19 protein-coding genes and 1 pseudogene are annotated in these 23,196 nt (G+C 63.5%); 6 read left to right on the top strand and 14 right to left on the bottom strand.

What is annotated here, in order from left to right; genetic code table 11:
• Positions 1 to 43 precede the first annotated feature (43 nt).
• Complete coding sequence (locus AC5IJH_RS11210; RefSeq protein WP_491902904.1) at positions 44 to 991, top strand: hypothetical protein; 948 nt, start codon at positions 44 to 46, stop codon at positions 989 to 991.
• A 120-nt stretch (positions 992 to 1,111) separates the two neighbouring features.
• Positions 1,112 to 2,663, top strand: a pseudogene (guaA, locus tag AC5IJH_RS11205) (glutamine-hydrolyzing GMP synthase).
• Positions 2,664 to 3,801: 1,138 nt separating this feature from the next.
• Here guaA and AC5IJH_RS11200 read toward each other — a convergent pair.
• From AC5IJH_RS11200 to AC5IJH_RS11155, 10 genes are all read right to left on the bottom strand, one after another.
• Positions 3,802 to 4,386: a hypothetical protein gene (locus AC5IJH_RS11200; protein ID WP_491902903.1), complete on the bottom strand. Its 585-nt coding sequence runs from the start codon at positions 4,384 to 4,386 to the stop codon at positions 3,802 to 3,804.
• Positions 4,387 to 4,392: 6 nt separating this feature from the next.
• The gene (locus AC5IJH_RS11195) at positions 4,393 to 5,508 is read right to left on the bottom strand and encodes a HigA family addiction module antitoxin (RefSeq protein WP_491902902.1); all 1,116 of its coding nucleotides are present in this window, start codon (positions 5,506 to 5,508) and stop codon (positions 4,393 to 4,395) included.
• Complete coding sequence (locus tag AC5IJH_RS11190) at positions 5,501 to 5,848, bottom strand: killer suppression protein (RefSeq protein WP_491902901.1); 348 nt, start codon at positions 5,846 to 5,848, stop codon at positions 5,501 to 5,503. The genes AC5IJH_RS11195 and AC5IJH_RS11190 overlap by 8 nt, the downstream gene beginning before the upstream one ends.
• Before the next feature lie 393 nt (positions 5,849 to 6,241).
• Positions 6,242 to 7,021: a class I SAM-dependent methyltransferase gene (locus AC5IJH_RS11185; RefSeq protein WP_491902900.1), complete on the bottom strand. Its 780-nt coding sequence runs from the start codon at positions 7,019 to 7,021 to the stop codon at positions 6,242 to 6,244.
• A gap of 6 nt (positions 7,022 to 7,027) precedes the next feature.
• Entirely contained in the window at positions 7,028 to 7,936 is a 909-nt protein-coding gene (locus AC5IJH_RS11180) for a deoxyribonuclease IV (protein ID WP_491902899.1), read from the bottom strand.
• A gap of 44 nt (positions 7,937 to 7,980) precedes the next feature.
• Positions 7,981 to 8,901, bottom strand: a complete 921-nt coding sequence (locus AC5IJH_RS11175) for an N-acetylglucosamine kinase (RefSeq protein ID WP_491902898.1) — start codon at positions 8,899 to 8,901, stop codon at positions 7,981 to 7,983.
• 63 nt (positions 8,902 to 8,964) lie between these two features.
• Positions 8,965 to 10,269 (bottom strand): alkaline phosphatase family protein, encoded by a 1,305-nt coding sequence (locus tag AC5IJH_RS11170; protein ID WP_491902897.1) that lies wholly within the window; start codon positions 10,267 to 10,269, stop codon positions 8,965 to 8,967.
• A gap of 33 nt (positions 10,270 to 10,302) precedes the next feature.
• On the bottom strand, positions 10,303 to 11,478 hold the full coding sequence (galK, locus tag AC5IJH_RS11165; protein ID WP_491902896.1) for a galactokinase: 1,176 nt from the start codon (positions 11,476 to 11,478) through the stop codon (positions 10,303 to 10,305).
• Positions 11,475 to 12,407: a DUF4432 family protein gene (locus AC5IJH_RS11160; RefSeq protein WP_491902895.1), complete on the bottom strand. Its 933-nt coding sequence runs from the start codon at positions 12,405 to 12,407 to the stop codon at positions 11,475 to 11,477. The genes galK and AC5IJH_RS11160 overlap by 4 nt, the downstream gene beginning before the upstream one ends.
• 38 nt (positions 12,408 to 12,445) lie before the next feature.
• Positions 12,446 to 13,480: a UDP-glucose--hexose-1-phosphate uridylyltransferase gene (locus tag AC5IJH_RS11155; RefSeq protein WP_491902894.1), complete on the bottom strand. Its 1,035-nt coding sequence runs from the start codon at positions 13,478 to 13,480 to the stop codon at positions 12,446 to 12,448.
• A gap of 179 nt (positions 13,481 to 13,659) precedes the next feature.
• Between AC5IJH_RS11155 and AC5IJH_RS11150 the strand changes: the two genes are divergently transcribed.
• On the top strand, positions 13,660 to 14,679 hold the full coding sequence (locus AC5IJH_RS11150; protein WP_491902893.1) for a LacI family DNA-binding transcriptional regulator: 1,020 nt from the start codon (positions 13,660 to 13,662) through the stop codon (positions 14,677 to 14,679).
• 221 nt (positions 14,680 to 14,900) lie between these two features.
• On the opposite strand, the gene AC5IJH_RS11145 is transcribed toward AC5IJH_RS11150, so the two are convergent.
• On the bottom strand, positions 14,901 to 16,691 hold the full coding sequence (locus AC5IJH_RS11145; RefSeq protein WP_491902892.1) for a CRTAC1 family protein: 1,791 nt from the start codon (positions 16,689 to 16,691) through the stop codon (positions 14,901 to 14,903).
• Between the two features lie 362 nt (positions 16,692 to 17,053).
• Here AC5IJH_RS11145 and AC5IJH_RS11140 point away from each other — a divergent pair, with 362 nt between their 5' ends.
• Complete coding sequence (locus AC5IJH_RS11140; protein WP_491902891.1) at positions 17,054 to 17,689, top strand: hypothetical protein; 636 nt, start codon at positions 17,054 to 17,056, stop codon at positions 17,687 to 17,689.
• A 107-nt stretch (positions 17,690 to 17,796) separates the two neighbouring features.
• Positions 17,797 to 17,973, top strand: a complete 177-nt coding sequence (locus tag AC5IJH_RS11135; RefSeq protein WP_491902890.1) for a hypothetical protein — start codon at positions 17,797 to 17,799, stop codon at positions 17,971 to 17,973.
• Positions 17,974 to 17,977: 4 nt separating this feature from the next.
• Here the strand turns inward: AC5IJH_RS11135 and AC5IJH_RS11130 are convergent, their stop codons facing one another.
• The 3 genes from AC5IJH_RS11130 to AC5IJH_RS11120 all read right to left on the bottom strand — a co-directional run bounded on the left by AC5IJH_RS11130 (position 17,978) and on the right by AC5IJH_RS11120 (position 22,135).
• A complete protein-coding gene (locus AC5IJH_RS11130) occupies positions 17,978 to 18,379 on the bottom strand; it encodes a response regulator (RefSeq protein WP_491902889.1) in 402 nt (133 codons plus the stop codon).
• A gap of 130 nt (positions 18,380 to 18,509) precedes the next feature.
• A complete protein-coding gene (locus AC5IJH_RS11125; RefSeq protein ID WP_491902888.1) occupies positions 18,510 to 20,114 on the bottom strand; it encodes a hydantoinase B/oxoprolinase family protein in 1,605 nt (534 codons plus the stop codon).
• Positions 20,111 to 22,135: a hydantoinase/oxoprolinase family protein gene (locus AC5IJH_RS11120; RefSeq protein ID WP_491902887.1), complete on the bottom strand. Its 2,025-nt coding sequence runs from the start codon at positions 22,133 to 22,135 to the stop codon at positions 20,111 to 20,113. Before AC5IJH_RS11120 ends, AC5IJH_RS11125 begins: the two co-directional genes overlap by 4 nt.
• A 68-nt stretch (positions 22,136 to 22,203) precedes the next feature.
• On the opposite strand from AC5IJH_RS11120, the gene AC5IJH_RS11115 reads away from it, so the two are divergent.
• Positions 22,204 to 23,196, top strand: a 993-nt coding sequence (locus tag AC5IJH_RS11115; protein ID WP_491902886.1) for an MFS transporter, incomplete at its 3' end; no start/stop codon positions are given.

The following is a 23,196-nucleotide window of genomic DNA, read 5'->3' as shown; positions in this document are numbered from 1 at the left end:
TGCTCTCTGATCACCCGAGAGGGCGTCGGTACACTGAAGGCGGATGATCCACCGATCCGCTGCGCCTCCGCCCGCGATCTCAGGCAATGTCGATGCGCCAGCCTCCCCGCTGGGCGTGCGCAGCACGCAGTCCCTCGTCTCTATCCAGGCAGAGCTCTGGCGGCGCCCCGGCCTGCTCGCGCGCGAGCTCGCCTGGCGCTGGCTCTTCGGCATCCCCGCCCTGCTCCTGCTCGGCTGGTGCGGACTCCGGATCGAAGCCCGCCTCGAGCAGCAACACCTCGATCTCAGCGGCTTGTCCCTCGCCCACGCGGGAGCAGCCCTCGTCGCGCTGCAGGATGCCTGGCAGAGCGCTGCGCCCACCGCTCTGCGGCTCGCGCTGTGGGTCGCGCCGCTGCTCGCGATCGGTTGGGCAGCAGCCTCGGCCCTCGGACGAGCCCCGGTCCTCCGGCTCATCACGTCGCAGCCACGAGTACGGATTGCTCCCCTGTTCCTGCTCCAGCTCCTCCGCATCCTGTCCCTCGCCGCCAGTTGGACCCTCTGGTTCGCCCTCGTCCGCTGGGCCGCCCGCGGCACCCTCACAAACCTCTCCCCCGGCGCTGAGCAGAACGTCGTCGGCTTCGCTGCCTGGCTCATCTGCCTCTCGCTCGCCAGCTTCGTCGTCTGGGCGCTCTTGAGCTGGATTCTCTCCTTCGCCACCATCCTCGTCGCCGCCGAGCACCGCAGCGCTCCCGCCGCGCTCGCCGCCACCCTCCGCCAGGGCCGCCGCCTCACCATGCAGCTCGTCGAGATCAACCTCGTCCTCGGCATCGTCAAGCTCGCGCTCATCGTGCTCGCGATGGTCTTCTCCGCCATCCCGCTGCCCTTTGAAACGGTCATGACCGGCAACTCCCTCGACGCCTGGTACGCCTTCGTCGGCGTCCTCTACCTCGCCGCATCTGACTTCTTCCAGATCGCCCGCCTCGCCTCCTTCTTCGAATTTCGGAGGCGCTAGCCAGCGCAGGCGCGACCGCATGCCGGCAGCCCCCACCAAAGCTTCGTGAGCGGCGTTCACAAACATCTGCGCATGGCGACGTTCCCCGCCCCCTGACCCCTGACCCCTTTACAATGTCTCGTGGACACCCAGTCGATCGTCATCCTGGATTTTGGCTCCCAGTACACACAACTCATCGCCCGCCGCATCCGCGAGCAGAACGTCTTCTCCGTCGTGCTGCCCTGCACCGCCTCGCTCGAGGAGATCCGCGCCCACCGCCCCCTCGGCATCGTGCTCTCCGGCGGCCCCTGCTCGGTCTATGACAGCGATGCGCCACCCGCCGACCCCGCCATCCTCGCGCTCGGCCTGCCCGTGCTCGGCATCTGCTATGGCCTGCAGTTCATCACGCACCACCTCGGCGGCAAGGTCCGCTCCGCCGACAAGCGCGAGTACGGCCACGCCGAAGTCTCCCTGATCGACGACGAAAACCCGCTCTTCCACGAGCTCCCCGCCGACCTGACCGTCTGGATGTCCCACGGCGACGAAGCCCTCGAGCTCCCCCCCCGGCTTCCACCTCACCGCCAAGACCGCCAACGCCGTCGCCGGCATCGCCAACCCCGAGCGCCGGATCTGGGCCGTCCAGTTCCACCCCGAGGTCCACCACACCCGCCAGGGCACCGCGCTCCTCCGCAACTTCCTCTTCCGCATCTGCAACGCCCGCGCCGACTGGACACCCGCCCACTTCATCGAGGCCACCATCGCCGCCATCAAGCAGAAGGTCGGCGACCGCCACGCCATCTGCGCCCTCTCCGGTGGCGTCGACTCCTCCGTCGCCGCCGTGCTCGTCCACCGCGCCATCGGCGACCAGCTCACCTGCGTCTTCGTCAACAACGGCGTCCTTCGCCGCAACGAGTTCTTCAAGGTCCAGGCCACCATGCGCGACAAGCTCGGCCTCAACCTCGTCGCCGTCGACGCCTCCACCCGCTTCCTCGCCAAACTCGAAGGCGTCACCGACCCCGAGACCAAGCGCAAGGCCATCGGCGCCGAGTTCATCGCCGTCTTTGACGACGAGGCCCACCGCATCACCCAGACCACCGGCGGCGTCGACTACCTCGTCCAGGGCACGCTCTACCCCGATGTCATCGAGAGCTCATCTGTAAAGGGGCCGTCGCAGACCATCAAGAGCCACCACAACGTCGGCGGCCTGCCGGAGACGATGAAGCTCGCCCTTATCGAACCACTCCGCGACCTGTTCAAGGACGAGGTCCGCCGCATCGGCCGCGACCTCAAAATGCCCGAAGAGATCCTCGAGCGACAGCCCTTCCCCGGCCCCGGACTCGCCGTCCGCATCCTCGGCGAAGTCACCGCCGAACGCGTCGCCCTGCTCCAGGAGGCTGACGACATCGTCGTCACCGAGATCAAGGCCGCCGGCCTCTACCGCGAGATCTGGCAATCGTTCGCCGTACTGTTACCAGTCAAGAGCGTCGGCGTCATGGGCGACCAGCGCACCTACGCGTACACCTGCGCCATCCGCGCCGTGCACTCAGAGGACGGCATGACCGCCGACTGGGTGCCCCTCCCCTACGACCTGCTCAAACGCATCTCCAGCCGCATCGTCAACGAAATCCGCGGCATCAACCGCGTCGTCTACGACATCACCAGCAAACCGCCGGGCACGATTGAGTGGGAGTGAGTGGGACAAGACTATAAGGTTTCTAACGTCCAATGCGCACTATAGGCCTGCGGTCTACGTACCGCAGTCCTACTTAGGCCTTCCAGCGTGCTCAAAAGCGGATTTGACACCACTTTGCGTCTGCGATTCGGGCTGGCGATCGCTCGCCCACATGAGTCACACGTATGCAAAGCCGTCGGGTTGAACGCCTCACTCCCCAGGTGAAGTCTCACTGGGCCGCACGTCTTACACCTAAGCGGGACAACACGCCCGACAAGCGAAGGCAAGGACATTTGTGCCATCAGAATTCGAACTGCAATGGGCTCCAGCACCTCCCCGTCGATTATCACCTCGGAAAATGTCTCGTCGATGAGGGGCCGAGTGCCATCGGCAAAGGCATGTACGTGGACTCCCTCTTCTTCAAACGTCTCCGCCGTCCAAACAAATGCCGGATTTGAACCCCAAATCTGAATCCCGCCCGGGAAATCAGATTGACTTAGCTGTAAGGTTCGCCCGGCGGGTCGCGGTGAACTTGTTTGCACTTTGCAAGCGGCACGAACTCCCGCGATTGGGTTTCCGATCCCCGCATGTGCATTTAGGAAATATCGCCCGCACCAGACGCATAGATGACGCCTATGCGGATGAACAGAGAAGAAGTCCCTATCAAGATGAGGGCGCCCGCAGTACCCGCATGTGACGAGACTCGGTTCAAAGCCGAACACCGAAGCGACCATATAGTAAATGGCCTCTGACTCCGACACCGTGAAACCGTCTCCACCCATTCCACTTCCGACTAGTGTCACCGCGCGAAACGTTTGGTCGATCCCCTTCTCCCCATTTGCTTTTTCACGGGTATGGACGTGAATACCTCTTTCCATGGGCACGGCGGTCGTGTCATAGATCGGATTCGCGGCGCCCCAAAGCGCGACCCCACCTGGATACTTATCGATGTCCAACCAGAGTATTTCCGCTTCAGAAACAGGTTGTAGTGATGCAGCGGCGCATGACTGATCCGCGACCCCATACTTCGCTGTAGCGTTCGCCTTGTGAGACAGGCACCAGAAACGTATCCGCCCGTCCCGGCGTTTGCCCACCGGTACGATTTCACACGGCCTTGTTGGCCAATTAGTCCCCAACATATAGATATCTCCAGCCTGCACTACGAAACTCGTCTATCACCAAGTCCCTTCACTGACGCAATCCACTTTCTGAGTTCGGCTATCTGCTCCTCGTTCAACGTGGAGCCGAACCGCCCTACAACTTCGAACGGCGTTCTACCACGCTTGCCCAGGACGTCGCGGAGTACTTCGATGGTTTCAAGCCGACCCCGGGCTATCTCCCCAGCGCTCGCGAGTATGAGTGGGTTGGTGCCCACGATGTAATTGTCAACACGGCTCTCGAAAGTAGAGTGAGTATCAAGGGCGTGATGTTGACCCTTCCCATCCACGATTATGTTGCCGGTTACATGACCGTCGTCGTGCTGCATTAGACGCTGCTCCGGGAACAGTTCGTAAGCCTCTTGCGCGCTAATTTTGCTCTCGACCTCGAAGCCACACATGATGAACTGGTTGGCGCCGGGGACCTTTCCAGAAACCACAAAAAGGTGATCTCTACTATTTAGCTGGCGTCGCAAGTCTGGACGACACGCTCCCAACGAGGGCTTAGGGCCCAAAAAGGGATCGGCGACCTGCTTACCCAGTTCCGGGTCATAACCTGAGCTTGTTATAAAGATTTTGCCTATCATTGATGGTTACTCCTTGAACTGCCAATCCAGTTTTTGCTTAAGGGTATTACCTTCATGGGCCTTAAGGAAACCGTCATGCTGAAGTCGACCGACTACTATGCCAGGCCCTACGCCCTGTGCTTCAGAAAAGTCATGTATAGCTTTACTGGAGAAGTCGCCTTTTCGAGTGAAAGTTCCCAGCGATGCAGGGGGGATCAACTGATCTGCCGAAAACCTATTGGCTTCATCTTCCACCTTTTGCATTTCGGGATCGACGATGTCGTCCTCTAGGTCTTCCGCGACGTTATCCAGTACAAAGCGTTGATGCCTATGCAAGAGCACGTGACCTAGCTCGTGGAATAGTGTGAACCAGAACTGGTCGTCTGTTTTATAACGAAGAGTCAAGCCAATGAGTGCCTTGTTTTCTGATGTCCACCTTGCGCAACCACTGATTCCAGTGTTTTTTAGCGCAGGCACTATGACTACTGCTACTCCCGCTGAGGCGCAGATTGTTTGTATAGAGTCAATAGCCTTATCTATCCGGATTCGGCTTAAACTCCTAATGCTAGGAATCAATGCTGCAAGCTTCTTATCGTCGAATGGAGACAGATCGAACTGCCGAGCCTCAATCTCAGTCTCTCTTACCCATGCTGCGATAGCTCCCTCCCTGAGGGCAATCGATCTAGTCTGTCGATAGGCTACCGCAGAGGCTTTCCAGACCGAGGTCCAACTTTGAGGCGAGGACACCCCAAAAAACTTGAGAAGAGATTCAGTCTCCGATGCTCCGGGCGGAAGAGAAAACTGGAGCTTTTTCATTTCAGCCACGGGGAATGCTTTATGCCAGTCATTCCACCCTGCTTCTCTAACATTCTCTTTCCGCCGAGCTTCGGCTTCATCGTACTGCCTTTGCAGTGCGAGCCAAAAATGTGCGGGCCTTTGAAGCACTCGCTCGAATGCAAGTGCAGTTTGGGGCGTGATCGGATTCTTCCCATTGCAAATACCACTGATCGTCTTCGGTGTGAGTCCGCTGCGCCTTGCTAGATCGCTTTGAGACCATCCGAAAAATGCCAGATATTCCAAAACGTTCTCGCCAGGATGCGGCACAGCGCTTAGCTCTACAATGTCCCGGGCTGCGCTACTCATGAGTGTCCTCGATTGCTATAAGAAGTATGGCTTTGATTCTCTTCCAACGCTCTTGTTCATTTGACCGGTCACTTACAGTTGTGTCGTCTGCGGGCCTAAACAGAAGACGGTAGGGCTGGACGAGATCCACGGTGAATATTCCCCTCTCGCTTCCAATGAGTTCATGACAGCGCTCCGGTCCCGATTTAGGAGGCCAAAAGTCCGCTAAGCTAATCGCCGCTTTCAGTGCGCTTACGCGAAGCTGTAGCTTTTTTGCCATGTCCGCGCCGTACAGCCTTTTCGCATCGGCGCCGTCCGCGAGGGCTCGGCGAAGTTTTTTGTCGCCTACCTCTATCTCCATAATCAAACCTCTCAGGTAAAAGAACGGCGCCCGTTAGAATTACCCATAAGGTAACACGTGCGCCGGGCGCCCGCAAGGTCGAACATGGTCGTCGGGCGTTCCACCTTCGTAACCCATACCGTGGCAGACCTACTGTGACAATTTGCTAGTCTGGAAATAGGCCCTCATCCAGCCAGAAGCGAGCAGGAAGAGCGCTGGCCACAGGCCAGCGCCGCACTTCAACCTTACGTCCAGCCGCTAACTCCAGTCGCAGGAAGTGTTTACCTGTAAGCCCAATGGAACACCACACTTAGCCGCCTCGCGCGGGCTAACCCGCTGCCCTGCCGTCACTTCCGAGCGGAAGCCGGGCACCAGGAGGGGGGAGGGGTCCCCACCCTCGGTCGCACTCCTCGATCACGAACGCGTACGATACGCGACGACCCGCTCCCACTCCACGCCGAAGTGGTTCGCCTCCTGCTCCTCGATCGGCAGCGGAAGGCAGGCGTCCCACTGCCGCTCGAGCCACGGCACCCCACTGAGCATCGGATCGAGCTCCGGGTTGGTGTAGAGGATCCACATCTCGTCACCGTCCCGCGCACGCTTCCGCTCAAGCTGGGCTAGGAACCGCCGCATCACCGGCGCAGCGAACGGGTGATAGAGCGACAGCACGAGCGGCCCCTCCGGCAGCGACGTCTCGGTCGCATCCCCGGCGATCACCTCGATCGGCATCGGCTGACGCCACGGTGCCTCGAAGCGCGCGACGTTCTCCCGCGCCACCTCCGCCAGCTCCGGCGAGAGCTCCACCCCCACCGCCCCACGAAAGGGAAACCGCGTCGCCGCCAACAAAGCGCGCCCCTTGCCGCACCCGATGTCCACAAACGTGTACCGCTGCCAGTCGAGCGCCAGCCGCTCAAGTGCAGCCCACAGCACCGCCGGCGAGATGCCGTAGTACGCCGTTGCCCAGTACGCCTTGCGCCGATCCGCCCGCAGCTTCTCCGCGAAGATCAGGCCGCCCGTCTCAACGCCGTACTGCTCATCGAACGGGTGCCGCCCCCGCACCGGCGGCTTTGCATCCCCCACCCGCCTCTGCCGCGACAGCCGGATGCGCACCCGCCGCCACAACTCCGCCAGAAAGCCCCGCCACCCGCGATTGACGATCCAATGGTGCGACCGCCGAACGATGGAACCTCTCATGCCTGGCTAGGATGTCGCGACAGACGATGAAGTCTTACGCCGCGCCGTGCGAACGGCTAACGACCGCAGCATCGCGACATTGCGCGCCTCGTCGCCATCGTCGTCCACCGGCGTCTCCGCGATGAACGCGCAGTGCGCGAACCGTGGATCCTGCAGGAGCCGCCGAAACGGCGCCGCGCCCATGGTGCCCTGGCCGATGTGCTGATGCCGGTCCAGTCGCGACCCACGCGGCGCCTTGGCATCGTTCATGTGCCACACCCGCACCGTGTCGAGCCCGATCGTCTCCGCGATCCCCTCGACCGTCTCCTCGTAGCCCTCAGGCGTCAGCAGGTCGTAACCGGCCACGTGGCAATGGCACGTGTCGAGACACGCACCAACCGGTGCCACTGCCCGCAGCCGCGCCACCAGCTCGCCCACCTGCGCAAACCCGGAGCCAAGCGAATACTCCGCCCCCGCCGTGTTCTCCACCAACAGGCGGAAGTTGCACTGCTGCGCCGCGAGCCCGTCCGGACTGCGCGCCTCGAACGCCCGCGCAATCGCCTCCGCCGCGCGTACGAGGCCCTGCTCGCGCGTCAGCCCGCGCCATGACCCCGGGTGCAGCACCAGATACTCCGCCCCCAGCGCCAACGCCCGCTCAATCTCCCCATGCAGCCCGGTGATGCTCTTCTCCCAGATCTCATCCGACTGCGCGGCCACGTTGATCAGGTAGCTGGCATGGATCACCAGGGGCGCGATGCCGAAGCGCTCGCGCAACTCGCGCATCTGGTCGCAGTGCTCGCGCGAGAGCGTGCCCGGGCGCCACATGCGCGGGCTCGACGAGAAGATCTGGAATGTGTCGGCACCGGCGTCGCGCGCTCGCTCTGCCGCTCGGAACACGCCGCCTGCCGTGGACAGGTGGACACCGATGCGTGGCATTGCAGGCGAAGCAGATGCCCCGCCGCTTGCTTTGGTGCGCGGGCTCACGGCGCTTCCTGCAGGTTCTGGCGAGCGCGCCAGAGCGCACCCTGCACGGCATCGACAGGCTCCGGCAGCACCACTGTGCCGGGGTGCTCCCGCTCAATCTCAGCCAGCCACGCCTCGCGGACCATCGGAATGTTCGCGAGTACACTGCCGATGAATGCGACGCGCCTCGGCACGCGCGGCTCAAGCGTGATCAGCTTCCGCAGCGCGAGCGAGGCGTCTTCCCCAAGGGCGCGTCCGGCTGCGCGCAACACGGCTTGAGCCAGCGCCTCGCCCTGGTTCGCCACCTGCGCGATGATCTCGGTCAATCCTGCGAAATCGGGAGGCGGGGTTGTGTGCGCAATCTCCACGAGTTGCTCCAGCGTATCCGCGCGCCAAGCGGCCGCGAGGGCGGTCAGCAGCTTGCTCGCTCCGTGCTCATCGTGTTCGCGCAGCGCCGCCCGCAACGCGCGCTGCCCAATCCAATAGCCCGAGCCATCGTCGGCAAGCAGCGGACCCCACCCCCCCACACTCACCAGTTCGCCGCTCGTGGTGCGACCCAGAGTGTTCGAACCCGTGCCCGCGATCACCAGCACGCCCGCCTGTCCCGGGAATGCTGCGTCGAGCGCGATGTCGACATCGCCACAGACCACCAGATCGCCGCGCAAGAGCGGGCCTAGTGTCTGCCACACCCAGCCGGCCACAGTTGATACCGTGCTACCCGCGATGCCGACGCAGGTGGAGGCCACTTCAGTGATCGGGATGCCGCTGGTGCGCATGAGCTCATCCAGCAGCGAGCGCAGGTTGGCTTCGGCCTCGGCCGCGGTGACGCGCATCAGTTTGATACTGCCGGAACGGGCGCGCCCAAGAATGCGCGTCTCGTCGGCGAGAGCCGCACGGGTGCTGGTGCCGCCAGCGTCGATCCCCAAGAGGTAAGTCATGGCGTTTCGTGATCATCATAGCGGCTCACGGACCACCGTCGAGAGGGGGCGCTGCTCAGGAATCTACGGACTCGGGTGCACCAGCGCTGGCTCGAGGACGGCTGCAGAGCCATCCGATGCGGACGCCGTCAGCCCGAGGATCTCGGCAATCCACGGATACAGATTCACGTTCTCGAACGGCTTCAGTCGCACACCGGGGCGAATGTCAGGACCTTCTGCGTAGAAGATCGCGAGCATCTGCGGTACCAAGCGAGGATCATCGCCGTGCACCCCATGGTTAGGAGGGCGATCGTGCGCCGCATCGGCTGGCGCATGCACGCGCAGCGCATACGATCCGGTGGCCACGACGACCGGATCGCCAATGCGAGCATCGCCTGCATAGTGCAAGTCAGCAGGCATCCGGTTACGACGGTAGACTTTGAATTTGTCACTGACGATGCGCAGTTTGCGATAGATCTCGGCTGCCTGGGCTTCGGTCGCGGGATACAGCAGCGTGCCTGCGCTCTCGACGCCAGAGAAGTCTGCGTATTGATCAAGATCAATCCAGCTTCCCTGCTCTGCGGCCATACCGTGATCGGAGACGACGATCAGATCGATGGGCAGGTGCAGGTGAGTAAGCCGATCCTGGAGCACGCCAATCACAGTGTCCAAGTGACGGACAGCGGCGCGTGTCTCCGGCGCATCAGGGCCGTAGCGGTGGCCGGCGTGATCCACCTGACCGAAATACAGCGTAACGAAGTGCGGCCGCTTCGCCTCTGGCAGGCTAAGCCACGCGACCACCTGATCAACACGCTGCTCATCCGGCACTGCGTCCTCGTAGTGCAGGTAGTAGCTGGGCCGCTTGCCGGCAATCTCTGCCTCCGAACCGGGCCAGAAGAAGCAGGCAGACCGCATGCCCTGCTGCTCTGCCAGCGACCACAGCGGCGTGCCGCGATACCAGGTGCCATCGGTGACCGTTGCAGGATCGTTATAGGCATAGCGCTGATGCCGGACCGGATCGTAGAAGTCCATCGCCACGATGCCGTGGTGCTCAGGATAAAGGCCGGTCACGATGGTGTAGTGATTCGGAAAGGTTACGGAAGGATAGGCTGGCAACATGCCATCCGGCGCAGATGCGCCGCGCTTCGCCATCTCGTCGAGATGCGTTGCGCCATACAGTCGCGTGTAGTCATAGCGGAAGCCGTCGATCGAGACCAGCACCACATACGGCCGTGCTCGTTGCTCCGGTGTGTTGTCGGGGTTGGGCGTCTCGATAACCGCGGGCGCCGGCCTCGTTGCAGAGAGCGCATCGCGGGCTCCCGGAACGTACAGCAACGCGCACGCGATCAGGAGTGCATGCCACGCTGGACGCCGGCTGAAACTCCGCATGCTCCTGACGCTACACCAGAGAGCCCGGTGCAATCACGCGGGCAGCGGCAACTCGGATGCACCAGCAGCGGCCTGGCAGAGGTAGATGTCCGCGTCGATGCCGGAACGGTCGAGATACGCATCGTGAATACGCTCGCGGAACTGCCCAGCGTGCTCCGCCTCGACGAGATTGACCGTGCAGCCACCGAATCCACCGCCGGTCAGGCGTGCCCCGATTAGGCCCGGCTGCTGGTTGGCCAACTCCACAAGCAGGTCCACCTCAGGGCAACTTGCGGCGAAGTCGTCACGGTAGCTGGCGTGGGCTTCCCCCATCAGCTTGCCCATGCGCGCCAGGTTGCCCGCTTCGAGAGCCGTGGAGGCCTCTTCGACGCGTTCATTCTCCGTGATGATGTGGCGGCAACGCAGGAAGGCGTTGGGCGACATGCGCGATCGGGCTGCTTCGAGATCCGCGACTGTGGCGTCGCGCAGTTCCCACGTGTCACCGCGGTGCGCCGGATCGAACGCCCGCAGGGCGTGCGTGCCCTCATCTACCTCGGCACGGCGCTGGTTGTATGCGCCGCCTGCATGGGAATGCTTCACCATCGAGTTGCAAATGACCAGCCGAACATCGGCCGGCAGCGGTACGGCGTGCGAACTGAGGTCCCGAGTGTCGATGCGCAGCGCGTGATCCTTCACCCCACAGCAGGCGATGTATTGGTCCATGATGCCGCTCTGGGCGCCAACGTAACCGTTCTCTGCACGTTTGCAGGCCAGTGCGATGTCTGTTAACGGCAGCGTGCGGCTGGCCAGGGCCAGTGCAGCAAACGCGACAGCAACCTCGATCGAAGCCGACGAACTCAGTCCGGCGCCCAGGGGCACATCGCCGTCGAGCGTCATGTTGAATTGCGGCGGCACAATGCCCCGCTCGCGCAAGCTCCAAAGCACGCCAACGGGGTAGTCGGTCCAGTCATGGCGCGCACTACCCGGCTGGGCGGTCGCGTCGAACTCGAAGACGCGCGTGAAGTTTACCGAGTAGAGCGCGCTCTTGCTGCTGCCCGAAGGGCTGACCGCCGCAACGGTGTTGAAGTCGATGGCCGCCGGCATCACCAGGCCGCCGGTGTAGTCCGTGTGCTCGCCGATGAGGTTCACGCGGCCCGGCGCCTGAAAGACGCGTGTGGCGGGCGCGAAGCGGGCGGCATGCTGCCGCAACAGAGGCTCAAGCGAGATCATTGCTTCTCCGATGCGCCTGCCGTGGACCCAGACGCAACGACACGGAATCGCAGAGTCCAGGTGCGCTGCTCACCGGGCGCAAGCTGCCAGGCAGTGCCGTCGGCGACGGCCGCATCGAGGCTGTCATGCGGAGCGCTCGATGGCTCAAAGGCGACCGTGTACTGCCGCCGTGGCGCGTCCGCGGGCCATGCATCGCGACAGATCCACAGGCCCACCCACGGCAGCACCTGCACAGGAAAGGTCAGCTCCAGCCCCTCCCCGGCAGACGGCCGGAGCAGCGTGCAACGCCCTTCCGTCAGCGGGCCGGCGAACAGCTTATCGGCCTGCATACCGTCGGGCGGTCCGACGACACTGACGTCCTCACTTGCTGAGGACCGAGGCCTTGGCCACGCAATGTCCTCGCCACTCCGTCCAAGACGATCACCCGCAGAGCTCTCCACCCGCACGCTTGTAACCTCTGCCGGCAGAACCATTCGATCGCCGAGCTCGACCCGTAGCAGCGGATGCGCACAGTAGAGCGCCGGCTGTGGACGGCTGCTCTTGTTCGTCAGCCGATACTCCAGCAGCAGGTTGGTTCCCTCAAGCGACGCCATGCGCTCCAGCAGAAGTGCTCCTCCGTCGGCCCTGGCACTCAGCAAGACGCCGCGCGTCACCTCCGGGTGCTCGTGCCAGCTCTGGCGCCACAGTTCGCCGTGATCGGGGGCGTTCTGTGTTGCTGAAACGGTGGGCAGGCACTCGTCGAAGCCGCCACCATCCCACTGCTCAAAACCGCCGTTCGATTGCGCGTCGGCGTAGGACCGCAGCGGGGGGAGCAACCACTCGATACCCGTGCGTTTGCTGAGCAACGAGATCAACTTGCCGCCACGCGACGGCTGGATCACCGCGCGCAGGTGGTCGTTCTCGAGCACGCGCTCCTCTGTCGTGCTCACCACAGGTGCGGATGGGCTTGCAGTTCGCACAGTAGCCATCAGCGCACCCCGAGGTAGTGGGTGGCCGGCACCTCGCGCAGGCGTGCCGCCGCATCCTCCGGCAGGATGTCGCGCTGCGGCATGCCAAGCATCTCGAAGCCCACCATGAACTTCTTCACCGTAGCGGAGCGCAGCAGAGGCGGATAGAAGTGCGCATGGAAATGCTGCTCTGGTCCGGCACCCTGGTGGAGGCCCATCGTGTAAGGGAAGCTGGTCTGAAACAGATTGTCGTAGCGGATGGTGAGCTCGCTCAGGATAGCGGCCAGGTCACGCCGCTGCTGTTCGTTGAAATCAAGAAGTGAGTGCAGGGGCTCCCGCGCAATCACAAGGGTTTCAAAGGGCCACACCGCCCAGTAGGGCACGATGACCAGAAAGCTGTCGTTCTGGCAGACAAGACGCTCATTTCGCTCCGTCTCAAGCGCGACCGTCCCTGTGAGCAGGCCGGTGCCGTGTTCGGCGTGCCAGCGTTCCAGTTGCACTCGTTCCCGGGCAGGCTCGTCCGGCACATGGCTCGTCGCCCAGATCTGACAGTGCGGATGCGGGTTGCTGGCGCCCATCATGGCGCCACGGTTCTCGAAGATCTGCACATGCTGCACGAACGGCAAGGAGGAGAGCTCCCGGTACTGCTCCGTCCACGCTTCCACCACGGGCACGATCTCTGGCACCGTCATGCGCGCCAGGGTGAGCGAGTGGTCCGGATGGAAGCACAGGACACGGCACAGGCCCTGCTCCTGTTCGGCGCGCAGCAACGGCGAACCGGTATCCGGCGGCGCGGGCGAATCCGGAAGCAGTGCGGCGTAATCGTTGTCGAACGCGAAAACAGAGGCGTACGGCGGATTACGATGACCGCCAGCGCGCTCGTTTCCCGGACACAGGTAGCAGGCCGGGTCGTAATGCACCGGGGGTGCACTCGTGGCGCTGCCGGTCTCGCCCTGCCACGGACGCTGTGTGCGATGGGGCGAAACCAGCACCCAGTCCCCGCGGAGAGGATTGTAGCGGCGATGCGGAAAGGCGTTGCGCACGGCGGCAGTCATAGCGGATACGACGTTCCGATGTGAGTTTCCGGAAACGGGGAGGATTGTAACCGATTACAAGGACCGGCTCCAATCGGAAGAAAAACGCCTGTCTCCACGTTGGTTCTTCTCAGGATATGCTCTGAGGCAGCAAGGTTCGCCGGAAGGCGCACGTCGCGCGGTTTCGGCCCCGGGGGCAGATGAACATACAGGCGGTTGCCGACCGCGCGCGCGTTTCGACTGCCACCGTTTCGCGCACCATCAATGGGTCCAGCAAGGTCGCACCCAAGACCGCGGAACGCGTTCGTCGCGCCATCGAGGCGCTGAACTACTATCCCAATACCAACGCCCGCGCCCTGGGCTCCGGGCGCAGCCGCATCTACGGCCTCATCATCTCGGACATTACGAACCCGTTCTTCCCTGAGCTGGTGAAGTGCTTCGAGGATCAGGCTGTGCGCAATGGCTACGAGGTCATCGTGGCGAATACCGGCTATAGCCCGGAGCGCACCGAGGTCTGCGTTCAACGCATGCTGGAGCGCAAGGTGGACGGGGTGGCGGTGATGACCTCCGAGATGGGCGCCCACCTGATCGAGCGTCTACACAGCCGGCAGATCCCGATGGTCTTCCTCGATACCGGCGACCCCGCCACCGGCATCAGCAACATCCTGATTGACTACACAGCGGGAGTCGACGATGGTGTTGAGCACCTCTTCGGCCTGGGGCACCGGCAGATCGCGTTCATCAGCGGCCCCCTGGACCTGGCCTCGGCACGCACCCGTCGGGAGGCGCTGCTCGCCTCCCTCCAGCGCAAAGGAATCTCGCCGCACAGTTCGCTGATCGAGGAAGGCAATCACCGGATCGACGGGGGGCGCGCCGCCATGGAACGCATCCTGGTCCGGTGTGAAGGCACGAACCAGCTGCCAACCGCCGTGCTCGCTTCGAACGATCTGACCGCGATCGGCGCGATCGGCGCGCTGCACAGCCGGCAGCTGCGTGTGCCAGACGATGTCTCCGTGGTGGGCTTCGATGACATCGAGCTCAGCGAATTCCTGCATCCACCCCTGACAACAGTGCGATTAGCCCGTGCCGTGATTGCCGATCGGGCCTTCCAGGCGCTCTATCGTGCCGGACGAGGGGCCCAGGGACCGGTGCCAGCGCTCGAATATCGCATCCGGCCGGAGCTGATCGTCCGTGAGTCCACCGCCACGCCACGGAAGTGAACGCAGCGCTCCCTTCCGGCACTTGACGACGATGCTGCACGCGAGCGAGCATGGCCGGCACTTATGCGTGATCTCTCCCGCGGCCACATTCTCCTGTTCGCTCTCTTGTTTCTGACAGTGTTTGCGGCCCTTTTCGCAAGCGTCGTGCACGTCCACCAGCGCAATCTGCAGCACCACACGGCGGAGGTCAGTGCGCCGCTTTCGCCCGGAGCGAGCTGAAGCTACTTCGTCTTGCCACCGGCAGTGTGAGCAGTCACGCCTTTGCCCTGAGTGATGGTGTAGATAGCATCCACGCCGGGCAACGTCACATTTTCGAGAGCGCCACCGGGCCAGTGGACCTCTACCTCCTGCACGCGTGTCGCATCTCCCAGCCCGAAGTGGATACGCGGATCGCTGGAGGAGGCGTAGCTGCCACCCCGCACCACATCGCCGCGCTGCCGCACGCCACCCACCGTGACGAAGACCGTAGCGCCCGTTGCATCGCGCGGCGTGGTCGTACCCGTGCCCACCAGGTTTAGCTCCACCCAATGATGGTGATCTGCACTGACGTTGCGCAGCAGCGTGGGCGTGGTGTCCATGTTGTTGATCACGACGTCCATCTTGCCGTCATTGAACAGATCGCCAAAGGCCGCTCCGCGCCCGGGCTTCACCACCGCAAGCCCGGTGCCCGCTACAGCAGGCTGGAGTTCAAACCGCTTTCCCTGCAGGTTGCGAAACAGCAGCGCGCGCTCTGCGAAGGTCGTGCCCCACTGGTTCTTATCGACGGAAGGATAGACGTGGCCGTTCGCGATGAACAGGTCCTTCCAGCCGTCGTTGTCGTAATCGATAAAGGCATCGCCCCAGCCAAGAAACGGGACGGTAATCTCCGCCACTCCGGCTTCATAGCTGACGTCCGTGAAATTGGCATCGCCATCGTTACGATAAAGCACGTCGTAGTCGTCAGAGAACGTGGTATTGAACAGGTCGATGCGGCCGTTGTTCTGGTAGTCGCCGAGCGCGATACCCATCGATGCCGTCTCGCGCCCGTTCTCGTTCAGCGCATACCCCGAGGCGTAGCTCGCGTCTTCGAAGGTGCCATTGCCCTTGTTGATGTAGACATAGTTCGGCGTCGAGTCGTCCGCCACCACCAGGTCGAGCTTGCCGTCATTGTTCAGGTCGACGAACACACTGGAAAGCCCGTAATAGCCCGCCTTGTCGGCGACACCGGCCTTCTCACTCACGTCTGTGAATGTGCCATCCCCGTTATTGTGGAAGAGGTGATCGCGCTCGCCGTCCAATCCACGCGGACCACACATGACGGGAGCACCGCGGAACTGGCAGAAGCTCCGCGCCAGCGTCGTGGCCGAGCCCGGCGTGGGCGGCTGATTCTTCTCGAACTTCACGTAACCCGGCACGAACAGGTCGACCCGGCCGTCGCCGTCGTAGTCTCCCCAGGTCGGCCCGGTGCTCCAGCCACCCACCGTGACACCGGCCTTCTCCGCCATATCGGTGAAGGTGCCGTCGTGGTTGTTGTGAAAAAGCCGATTGCCTCCGAAGTTCGCAACGTAGATATCCGGCCAGCCATCATTGTCGTAGTCGGCGATGGCGACCCCGAAGCCCCAGCGTTCGTTGGCCACGCCGGCCTTCGCGGTCACATCGGTGAAGGTGCCGTCGTGGTTGTTGTGAAACAGCGCTGCCTTTGGCGCAGGCCCTTTGCCCGCGAGCGACTCGTAAGTCGAGGCGTTCACAAGATAGATATCGAGCCAGCCGTCGTTGTCGTAGTCGACCAGGCCGACACCGGAGCCCGGCGTTTCGAGGATGTACTGCTTCTCCGGTGTGCCGTCTCTGTGCGACCACGTCGCCAGGCCGGATTTCGCGGTGATATCGCTGAAGATGGGCTGGCCGCTATCGACAAAGCCGCCCGCCGTGATCGGACGCTTCTGCGCGTCGAGCACGGGGGCGAAGGTGCCGCCGGTGTTGACGCCGCCATTTCCGGCACCCTGCTGCCCATTGGGCGGGGGCGCCTGGGCCACGAGGGTTAGTGCGGTGAACACGCCGAGCAAAAGCGCCGGCAGCCGGCCAGCGAACGATTGCGGTAAGAGGGAGAAGGGGCGAGGCAAAGGGCAGATTGGCACGACGTGTCTCAAATCCTTGCGTCCGAGAATACGCGATGCCCCGGCGTTACCGCATCCATCCAGGGTTGGACCGAGCGCAACGGCGTAGCCTTAATTCGGTGCGAATCGGCAACGGGCGGGCTGCTATGCGCGTCTGTGTTGGTGAGCATGGACCCGGCAGAGCATCGATCACGCCATCAGCGGCACCACAGCGAGGCCACATGAGGGATTCACCCAGCACCACTCCGCGAGCCTTCCCTGCAAGAACCAAGTCCGTGGGCATGCTCACCGTTGCACTGCTGGCGGGCCTTGCGTTCGCGTATTGCGCTGGTGCTCTTGCCCAAGCACCGGACGCGCAGCCGTCGGCTGCAGCGAAAGCGCATGCCGCGGACGTGGAACGCTCGAACAAGACCTACGCGATCTACTCCATGCTGCTGCCCGGGCCGCCCTTCGACAGCATGCCCACTGCTCAGGTGCAACATCTCGCGATTGCGGGTACAACCGTGAACCTGAACGACATGAACCCGCGGATCGCGCCCGACTCCGAGTTGAGCCCACCGCCCGGCAACGAGCGAGCCTTCCACGAGGCTGTTGCCGATTTCCGCGCGCGGCGTCTGGACCGCGTCCAGTTGACGCGCAAGCTGCAGATCGATCGCGACTACCAGCTGGTCAACAAGGCCGATGAGAACGAACTGCGGCAGGTGCTGGCCGGGGCGGACCCAGGCTCGCAGCTTCATGACAAGTGGGCTGGCTATGCAGGGATCACGTTTTTCAGTGAGGTCTACTTCAACACCGCGCAGACAGCAGCGCTGGTCTACATGGGCAGCTTCTGCGCCAACCTGTGCGCGAACAGCCAGTGGGTGTATCTCGAGAAGCAGAACGGGCAATGGGTGCGTCGCTCGGGCCTGAATGTCTGATCCACGTGCTCTCTCCATGTGTGCCGCGTAGCAAGTAAGCCACGGAGAAAGACAACGACTGACCGCCGGCTCCCCTCCTACTTGCAGAAGACATTCGTGGAGGCCCAATGGCACTGGAACAGGATCATTACGGAAAGACGAAGCAGGAGGCCGGTCAGGCTCTCGGTGCGGAGAAGTCTCCGCGCAAAGTGGGGGTGTTCGTGGCGGCTGGCCTGCTCGGAGTGATCCTGCTGATGTGCCTGGTTCTTCTCTACCTGCACACACATTCGCTCAGCATGCGCTGATCGCCTACTCCTCCAGCGGAAGCTTAGGCGTCGGCATGCGCAGCAGGCGCGCGTCATGGCGACGCTGCTCCGATGCTTCCGCCGGGCAGAGCCGGGCCAGCACCTCGACCAGCCCCTGCGGATTGTGGCTGTCCACATGTTCGCTCTGCTCGCGGCAGGGTTCGTTGCCGCCGGGCGCGACGGTCACGATCACGACGTCAGGCCGCACTGCTCGCAACTGGGCTATGACTTGGTCGCAGGGAAGGTCTTCTGTGTCTGCATCCATTACGACCCCGTCTACCGCCGGGAAGCGGCGCAGGGTGTCAATCGCCTCGTCGGGCGAGTAGGCCGTCAGCACGTTGTACTTGGCGGTCTCGACGACCAGCTTTCGCGTGGAGATGCTGGCCGGAAACTCTCGGTCGATCATGAGAAAACATGGCCTTGTCACCCCCAGTGAGATGCAGGTGCGCACCGACCAGTGTTGTGCACGGCGGGTTTACAAGTCTTGCGAACAGCGGACGCGGGTTGCCTAATTTCGTTAACTCCTGGCGATCGCCCTAGCTATGTCCCGAGCCCCCGCCGCCCGGCGTCTCAAGGCGCAGCACTGTTCCTGCTGCAACCTGCTGGCTGCACTTGCCGCGCAACGATACCTCAGTTTGTGCTTCATCCGGGAGCAGAAGGACGGCGCTTCCAGGCAAACCTTCTGCACCGCCGGCCAGTCCCCAGGGCCGGAAGACGCGGCGATCCGCTAATAGCGTGACCTGTGCCTCGGTGAGAAATTCGAGCTCGCGCACGAGTCCATCGCCGCCGCGGAATGTCCCGGTGCCGCCCGAAGCGTCGCGATACGAATAACGACGCACGCGAAATGGGTACGCGTACTCCAGCGCCTCCACGGGCGTGTTGAGCGAATTCGTCATGTGCGTCTGCACACCGGAGATGCCGTCCATGCCAGGCCGCGCGCCCATTCCGCCGGCTGCAGTCTCGTAGTAGGTAAAGGGCGTTCCGGTCCGCGAATCGTAACCGCCGACGCTAAGATTGCTCATAGTGCCCGCGCTGGCTGCTGGAACCCGCTCGGGAGCGGCCTGGGCCAGGGCCCGCATCAGCACGTCGACAATTCGCTGCGATGTCTCCACATTGCCACCGGCCACCGCTGCCGGCAGGCGCGCATCGAGCACGCTGCCCTCCGGCACCTTGATGCGTAGCGGGCGCAAAATGCCTGCCGTTGCGGGCGCATTCTCCCGCAGCAGGCAACGAACGACGTAGAAGCATGCCGAAACTGTAATCGCACGCACCGCGTTCACACTGCCTGCGACCTGCGGTGCTGAGCCCGCGAAGTCGATTTCGAGACTGCCCGCCGATGGATCGATATCAAGCTGCACTGCGACACGGACAGGAGCCGAGGTCACACCGTCGTCGTCGAGGAAATCTTCTGCAGCGAACCGGCCGCGTGGCAACGTGCGGAGTTCGGCCCGAACCAGCCGCTCCGAGTAATCGAGCAGCGCTTCACCCAGACCCTCCAGCCGCTGCAGACCATGCTTTGCAAGCAGTTCCTGAAGGCGCTGCTCGCCCACGCGGCAGGCTCCGATCTGCGCTTCGAGATCGCCGAGGCGCTCGGCTGGCGTACGCACATTCGCCAGCAACAGCGCGAGCAGCTCCTCATTCCTCTCACCCCGGCGCAGCAGCCGCAGCGGCGGGATGCGCACGCCTTCCTGGTAGATCTCGCGTCCGGGCCCCATCGACCCCGGAAATGTGCCGCCTACATCCGCGTGATGTGCGCGGTTCGCAATATAGAAGGATGGCGTTTCATCAGTGCTCGCGGCGAACACCGGCAGCACCATCGTGATATCGGGCAGGTGGGTGCCGCCGGCATACGGATCGTTGAGGATCGCGAGATCGCCGGGTGCGAAGTGAATCGCGTGGATCGCGGCCTCAACCGACATGGGCATGGAGCCGAGATGCACCGGCATGTGATCGCCCATCGCAATCACCTGTGCATGCCGATCGAAGACAGCGCAGGAATAATCACGGCGTTCCTTGATGTTCGGCGAGACAGAGGTGCGGCGCAGAGTGGCGCCCATCTCCTCCGCAATCGAATGCACGGCACTGCGGAAGACGGCGAGGTCGACCGGATCGATGGCCACTTCCAGAATCGGCTGACTCATGCCTGCCTCTCAGTATCCATAACGGTGACAACAATATTTCCGTACACATCAATTTGGGCCGAGGCTCCGGGCGGGATCAGCGTGGCCGACGTGTACTCGGTCACCATCGCGGGCCCGCGCAGCCGGTCTCCCGGCGCCAGCGCCGCACGGCGGTACAGATGTGTGCTGCGCCAGCCACCCTCGAACCAGACCGGCCGCTCGCCCTCCGGCGCGGCGCTTCCATCGCCTGGGCACAACGGCCGCGGCTGCGGTTGGTAAGACTCACCCGCGCCGCGCATGCGCAGTCGCGCGTTCACGATTTCGATGGGGCGTGCGTAGTCGCTGAAGCCATAGCGCTGCTCGTGCAGGCGATGAAACTCCGCCGCGCTCTCTGCCAATCCATCGAGGAGCGGCACGTTCAGTTCGTACCCCTGGCCGCGGTATCGCAGATCGAGCGACCGCTCTATCTGCAGATCCGTCTCCGGAGCAAGCGCCTCGGAGACTGCTTCCTCCCGCGCCTGCTGCTCCAGTTCATTGGCCACGACGCTGACCACCGGCTCAAGTGAGATGAAGTCGTCCGCGCGCAGCATCACCGTGCGCGAGAAGTCACGCACGACATCTGCGAGCAGGATGCCGACAGCTGACAACGCGCCCGGCAGCGCCGGAACCAATACGCGCGCGATGCCCAGAGCGCGCGCCAGCGCACAGGCGTGTAGCGGACCACCGCCGCCAAAGGCCACGAGCGTGAACTGCCGCGGGTCGTGGCCGCGTTCAACCGAGATCACCCGGATGGCGCGCTCCATCTCCGTCTCGATCACGCGCAGGATGCCGGCCGCAAAGCTCTCCGCATCAGGCAGCGGCCCGCGCTGGGCTTCAAGCACTGCCGCCGTGCGGTCGCGATCGAGTGTGACGTTGCCGCCAAGAAAGCTCTCCGCATCAAGACGCCCGAGTAGCAGATTTGCATCTGTGACAGTTGCTTGTGTGCCGCGCCCGAAGCAGATCGGTCCCGGAGCGGCGCCGGCGGACTCCGGACCCACCCGCAGCATGCCGCCCTGGTCGAAGCGCGCCAGCGATCCCCCGCCTGCGCCGGCTGTGTGAATGTCCAGCATCGGGACGCTCAGCGGCACGCCGGCCACCAGCGACTCGCGCGTGTGCTGCGGGCCTCCGCTGGCTGCATCGGCGAGGAACACATCCGTGGATGTGCCTCCCATATCGAAGCCGAGGATGCGGTCAAATCCGGCAAGCTGGGCCATGCGCCACGCGCCAACCACGCCTCCTGCAGGACCGGAGAGCACCGTGCGTACCGGCTCCTGTGCCGCAAGCCGCGCAGACACGATGCCGCCCGACGACTGCATGACGCGGACCTGGCGCGCAGACGCGGCAGGCTGCTCACCGCCAAGCCGCAGCAGGTAGCTCTGCATCTTTGGTGCGAGGTACGCATTCACCACAGTCGTTGCACCGCGCTCATACTCGCGAAACTCCGGCAGGATGCGGTGCGACACCGAAATCGGCAAACGGAGCGACTCCAGGGCTGCACGGACTCGCTGCTCGGTCGCTGGGTTGGCGAACGAGAAGAGCAGCGAGATCGCAATCGCCTCGGCGCCACTGGCCGTCACCTGCTCGCGCAGTTTCGTCAATTCTTGGTCGGTCGGCTCGCGCAGCATCTCGCCCGTCGGCCCAACTCGCTCCGGCACGCCGAAGCGCAGCTCACGCGGAACCAGCGGCACCGGGATGGGTGCGAACCAGTCGTACAAATGAGCTCGCGTCTGGCGGCCGATTGCGATCGTGTCCTCGAAGCCGGAGGTGGTCACAAACGCGACCCGGGCACCCTTACGCTCGAGCATCGCATTCGTGCCGACCGTAGTGCCATGTCGCACCTCCACACTCATTGCTCCGGTTGCGCTCGACAACCGGGCGACCGCATCGAGCACCGCTCGTGACGGATCGTCCGGCGTGGAAAATATCTTCAGAACGTGTAGCTCACCGTCGGAGAGATACACGCAATCTGTAAAGGTGCCGCCTGTATCGATGGCGATGCGCAAACGGGAGACCTTGAGTGGAGTTTTGGAGCAGAGCCGTATGCTGAAACTCTAGTTCATCAGGAGTGAGCGTGGACGGGATTGCCGGGGCGAGCGTGGGCTGGTTGATGGAGGGATCGCCGCAACAGAGGCGTGCGCTCTTCGCCGCCGGCCTCGGCTGGATGCTCGACAGCATGGACGTGATGCTCTACGCCCTGGTGCTGGGACAGGTCCAACGAGAGCTGCATCTCTCCGCCGGGCTGAGCGGCGCCATGGTGTCCGTGACTCTGCTTGCAGCGGCGCTCGGCGGCAGCATTTTTGGCTGGTGGGCCGACCGCGCAGGCCGTGTGCGCGCGCTCACGTGGAGCATGCTGCTCTACTCGGTTGCAACCGCGCTCTGCGGCTTTGCGCAGACCGCTATCGTGCTCATGCTGTGCCGCATCCTGGTCGGGCTGGGTATGGGCGGTGAGTGGGGCGCCGGCGCCGCTTTAGTCGCGGAGAGCTGGCCCGACCACCATCGCGCGAAGGCGCTTGCCCTGGTGCAGAGTTGCTGGGCGATCGGCTACGCGCTCGCGGCGCTAGTGGTCGCGCTGGTGCTTCCGCACTTCGGCTGGCGTGCAGTCTTCTTCGTTGGCGTCGCACCGGCGCTGATCACATTTTGGTTGCGACGCCGGCTGCCCGAGCCCGAGGAGTGGCAGCGCGCGCAGGCCAGCACGGCTGAGCGCATTCCGCTCCGCACACTCTTTCGTGGGGAGATGGGCCGCAGCCTGCTGATCTGTTCCGCGATGAACGCGGCCACGCTCTTCGCCTGGTGGGGGCTGTTCACCTGGGTGCCGCGCTTTCTCTCCATGCCGGTGGCCCAGGGTGGCCGAGGGCTCAGCGTGCTTGCCACCTCCACCTGGACGATGGTGATGCAGGTTGGCAACTTCTTCGGTTACATCAGCTTTGGCTACGTGGCCGACCGCTTCAGCCGCAAGAGCGCCTATATCGGCTACCTGCTCATCGCGGCTGTCCTGGTGCCGGTCTACGCCACGGTCCGAAATCCCCAGGTCTTGCTCTGGCTGGGTCCATGGGTCGGCTTTTTT

The sequence above is a fragment of the Candidatus Dedyshia acidiphila genome (assembly GCF_051025295.1).
Taxonomy (GTDB): Bacteria; Acidobacteriota; Terriglobia; order Terriglobales; family Acidobacteriaceae; genus KBS-83.
Note: the sequence above shows the minus strand (reverse complement) of the source record. Positions and strands in the feature narration are given on the sequence as shown.

What these genes read in the sequence shown, in the direction of transcription:
- AC5IJH_RS11125 (WP_491902888.1), bottom strand. Translation starts at nt 20,114, where the DNA reads ATGAGTCAGCCGATTCTGGAAGTGGCCATCGATCCGGTCGACCTCGCC.
- AC5IJH_RS11180 (WP_491902899.1), bottom strand. Translation starts at nt 7,936, where the DNA reads ATGCCACGCATCGGTGTCCACCTGTCCACGGCAGGCGGCGTGTTCCGA.
- AC5IJH_RS11200 (WP_491902903.1), bottom strand. Translation starts at nt 4,386, where the DNA reads ATGATAGGCAAAATCTTTATAACAAGCTCAGGTTATGACCCGGAACTG.
- AC5IJH_RS11130 (WP_491902889.1), bottom strand. Translation starts at nt 18,379, where the DNA reads ATGATCGACCGAGAGTTTCCGGCCAGCATCTCCACGCGAAAGCTGGTC.
- AC5IJH_RS11195 (WP_491902902.1), bottom strand. Translation starts at nt 5,508, where the DNA reads ATGAGTAGCGCAGCCCGGGACATTGTAGAGCTAAGCGCTGTGCCGCAT.
- AC5IJH_RS11150 (WP_491902893.1), top strand. Translation starts at nt 13,660, where the DNA reads ATGAACATACAGGCGGTTGCCGACCGCGCGCGCGTTTCGACTGCCACC.
- AC5IJH_RS11170 (WP_491902897.1), bottom strand. Translation starts at nt 10,269, where the DNA reads ATGCGGAGTTTCAGCCGGCGTCCAGCGTGGCATGCACTCCTGATCGCG.
- AC5IJH_RS11155 (WP_491902894.1), bottom strand. Translation starts at nt 13,480, where the DNA reads ATGACTGCCGCCGTGCGCAACGCCTTTCCGCATCGCCGCTACAATCCT.
- AC5IJH_RS11185 (WP_491902900.1), bottom strand. Translation starts at nt 7,021, where the DNA reads ATGAGAGGTTCCATCGTTCGGCGGTCGCACCATTGGATCGTCAATCGC.
- AC5IJH_RS11190 (WP_491902901.1), bottom strand. Translation starts at nt 5,848, where the DNA reads ATGGAGATAGAGGTAGGCGACAAAAAACTTCGCCGAGCCCTCGCGGAC.
- AC5IJH_RS11135 (WP_491902890.1), top strand. Translation starts at nt 17,797, where the DNA reads ATGGCACTGGAACAGGATCATTACGGAAAGACGAAGCAGGAGGCCGGT.
- galK (WP_491902896.1), bottom strand. Translation starts at nt 11,478, where the DNA reads ATGATCTCGCTTGAGCCTCTGTTGCGGCAGCATGCCGCCCGCTTCGCG.
- AC5IJH_RS11210 (WP_491902904.1), top strand. Translation starts at nt 44, where the DNA reads ATGATCCACCGATCCGCTGCGCCTCCGCCCGCGATCTCAGGCAATGTC.
- AC5IJH_RS11140 (WP_491902891.1), top strand. Translation starts at nt 17,054, where the DNA reads ATGCTCACCGTTGCACTGCTGGCGGGCCTTGCGTTCGCGTATTGCGCT.
- AC5IJH_RS11175 (WP_491902898.1), bottom strand. Translation starts at nt 8,901, where the DNA reads ATGACTTACCTCTTGGGGATCGACGCTGGCGGCACCAGCACCCGTGCG.